General features: G+C 64.9%; 2 protein-coding genes and 2 pseudogenes. All 4 read right to left on the reverse strand.

Annotated features, from left to right (window positions below; genetic code table 11):
* A partial coding sequence (locus AHiyo1_RS23730; RefSeq protein WP_172465742.1) for a (2Fe-2S)-binding protein occupies positions 1 to 435 on the reverse strand: 435 nt, incomplete at its 3' end.
* The gene (locus tag AHiyo1_RS23735; protein WP_059390258.1) at positions 432 to 746 is read right to left on the reverse strand and encodes a sarcosine oxidase subunit delta; all 315 of its coding nucleotides are present in this window, start codon (positions 744 to 746) and stop codon (positions 432 to 434) included. The genes AHiyo1_RS23730 and AHiyo1_RS23735, both read right to left, overlap by 4 nt.
* Positions 747 to 770: 24 nt before the next feature.
* Positions 771 to 1,990: pseudogene (locus tag AHiyo1_RS23740) on the reverse strand (sarcosine oxidase subunit beta family protein).
* A pseudogene (locus AHiyo1_RS25260) lies at positions 1,987 to 2,268 on the reverse strand (hypothetical protein); the annotation flags it as partial. The pseudogenes AHiyo1_RS25260 and AHiyo1_RS23740, both read right to left, overlap by 4 nt.

The following is a 2,268-nucleotide window of genomic DNA, read 5'->3' on the forward strand; positions in this document are numbered from 1 at the left end:
GACGGCTTCGCGGGCTGCCGCGAGGCCGGAAACGCCGCCGCCAACCACCAGGACGTCTGTGTGGACGTACTTCTTGTCGTACTCGGCGCGGTCCTCGTTGGGATCGAGCTTGCCGAGGCCGTTCAGGAACTCAACGTTGAGCCCGTCCACGAGAGACACGGTGGTCGCCGGAAGCATCGACTCGGCGACATGGCCGGGGAAGCGGGCAGCCACCTTGACCAGGGCGTTGGATTCTTCCACGCCGGCGGACATGATGCCGCGGGGCCGGTCCTCGTAGAGGGAGTTGCCTGCGTTGATGCGGCCGTTGGCCAGCAGAGCGGAAGCGACGGTGTCCCCCGGGTGGCCGGTGTATTCCTGGCCGTCCACGGTGAACCGCCAGGAGATGCTGCGGTCGATGCGGCCGCCAGTGGCGAGGCGGGCGTTCTGCGGGCTCACTTCGTTGCTCCTTCCGGAGTGGTGGCTGCTGTGGGGTTCACATCAGGGCGCGGTTCGCCCATCTTGTAGATGGCCTGGATGTCATAGCTGACGGTGTCACGGAGCATGTTGAACCATTGGCGGCAACCGGTGCTGTGTACCCAGCGTTCGGCGAAGGCGCCTTTCGTGTTGTCGCGGTAGAACAAGTACTCGGCCCACTGGCGGTCCGTTAGCGCGTCCGGGTTTTCCGGGTAGGCCACGTGGGCCTGGCCGCCGTAGTGGAATTCGGTTTCGTCTCGTGGCCCGCAATTGGGGCAGCTGATGAGCAGCATGGTTGGTCTCCTAAAAGGCTGCGGCTAGTGGGCGACGGCGGCGGCGCCGTGTTCGTCGATCAGGGCACCGGTCTCGAAGCGTTCCAGTGAAAAGGGCTTGTTGAGCTCGTGCGGCGTTCCCGTGGCGATGGTGTGGGCGAAGGTCAGGCCCGCAGCGGGCGTGCCCTTGAAGCCGCCCGTTCCCCATCCACAGTTGACGAACATGTTCTCAACCGGCGAGAGTCCGACGATCGGCGAGGCATCCATGGTGGTGTCCACAATTCCGCCCCAAGTCCGGAGCACATGGGCCCGGGCGAAGATCGGGAACAGTTCGACGGCGGCAGCCATCTGGTGCTCGATCACGTGGAAGGAGCCGCGCTGGCCATAGCCGTTGTAAGAGTCGACGCCGGCGCCCATGACCAATTCACCTTGTGTGCCTGGGAAACATAGACATGCACGTGGTTGGACATGACCACCGTGGGGTGGACCGGCTCATGCAGCTCCGACACCAACGCTTGGAGGGGGTGGGACTGGATCGGGAGGCGGAAGCCGGCCATTTCGGCGAGGACCGAGCTGTGGCCGGCGGCCGCGAGGCCAACCTTTTCGGTGTGGATGGTTCCCTGGTTGGTCTTGACGCCCACCACGCGGTTGCCGTCCTTCAGGAAGCCCGTTACTTCGCAGTTCTGGATGATATCCACGCCGAGCTCGTCGCACTTGCGGGCGAAAGCCCAGGCGACGTGGTCGTGCTTCGCGATGCCGGCCCGGGGCTGGTAAGTAGCGCCCATCACCGGGTAGCGGATGTTGTCGCTGATGTTCAGGATGGGGCAGAGTTCCTTGACCTGCTGCGGGTCCAGCCATTCGGCGTCGACCCCGTTGAGCTTGTTCGCGCCGACGCGGCGGACGCTTTCGCGGACGTCGCCGAGGGTGTGGGCGAGGTTCATGACGCCGCGCTGGCTGAAGAGGAAATCGTATTCGAGTTCCTCGGGCAGGATCTCCCAGAGCTTAAGGGCGTGCTCGTAGATGGCGGCGCTCTCGTCCCACAGGTAGTTGGAACGGATGATGGTGGTGTTGCGCGCCATGTTGCCGCCGGCCAGCCAGCCCTTTTCCAGGACGGCGATGTTGGTCATACCGTGGTTCTTGGCCAGGAAGTACGCGGTGGCCAGGCCGTGGCCGCCACCACCCACGATCACGGCATCGTAGGAAGCCTTGGGCTCCGGGTTACGCCACAGGAAATCCGGGTGTTCGGGGAGTTGGTCTGCGCTCACTGGGCTGCTCCAATCATTTCTGCCTCAAGTTCGGTGGAAGCGGCGTCGTTGCCGCTGCCAGCCTGGGAAAGGTGCGGGTAAAGCGGGAATTGCTCGGCGAGCGCGGTAACCCTCCCCCGGAGTTCGACGGCGGCCTCGTCTCCCAAGGTGCCGCTGCTGTTTGTGCCAGTGCTGGCGGAGGCGATCAACGCCGTCGCGATGATGTCCGCGACTCCGCGAATTCCTGGCACCGAAGCCGCGGTGCGGCGAGCGCCGGGGTGCCGATGCGGAGTCGGAGG

The sequence above is a fragment of the Arthrobacter sp. Hiyo1 genome (genome assembly GCF_001263615.2).
Classification (GTDB): domain Bacteria; phylum Actinomycetota; class Actinomycetes; order Actinomycetales; family Micrococcaceae; genus Arthrobacter.

Bases quoted from the DNA above. Each gene is read 5' to 3' on its own strand.
- AHiyo1_RS23735 (WP_059390258.1), bottom strand. From the start codon at position 746: ATGCTGCTCATCAGCTGCCCCAATTGCGGGCCACGAGACGAAACCGAA.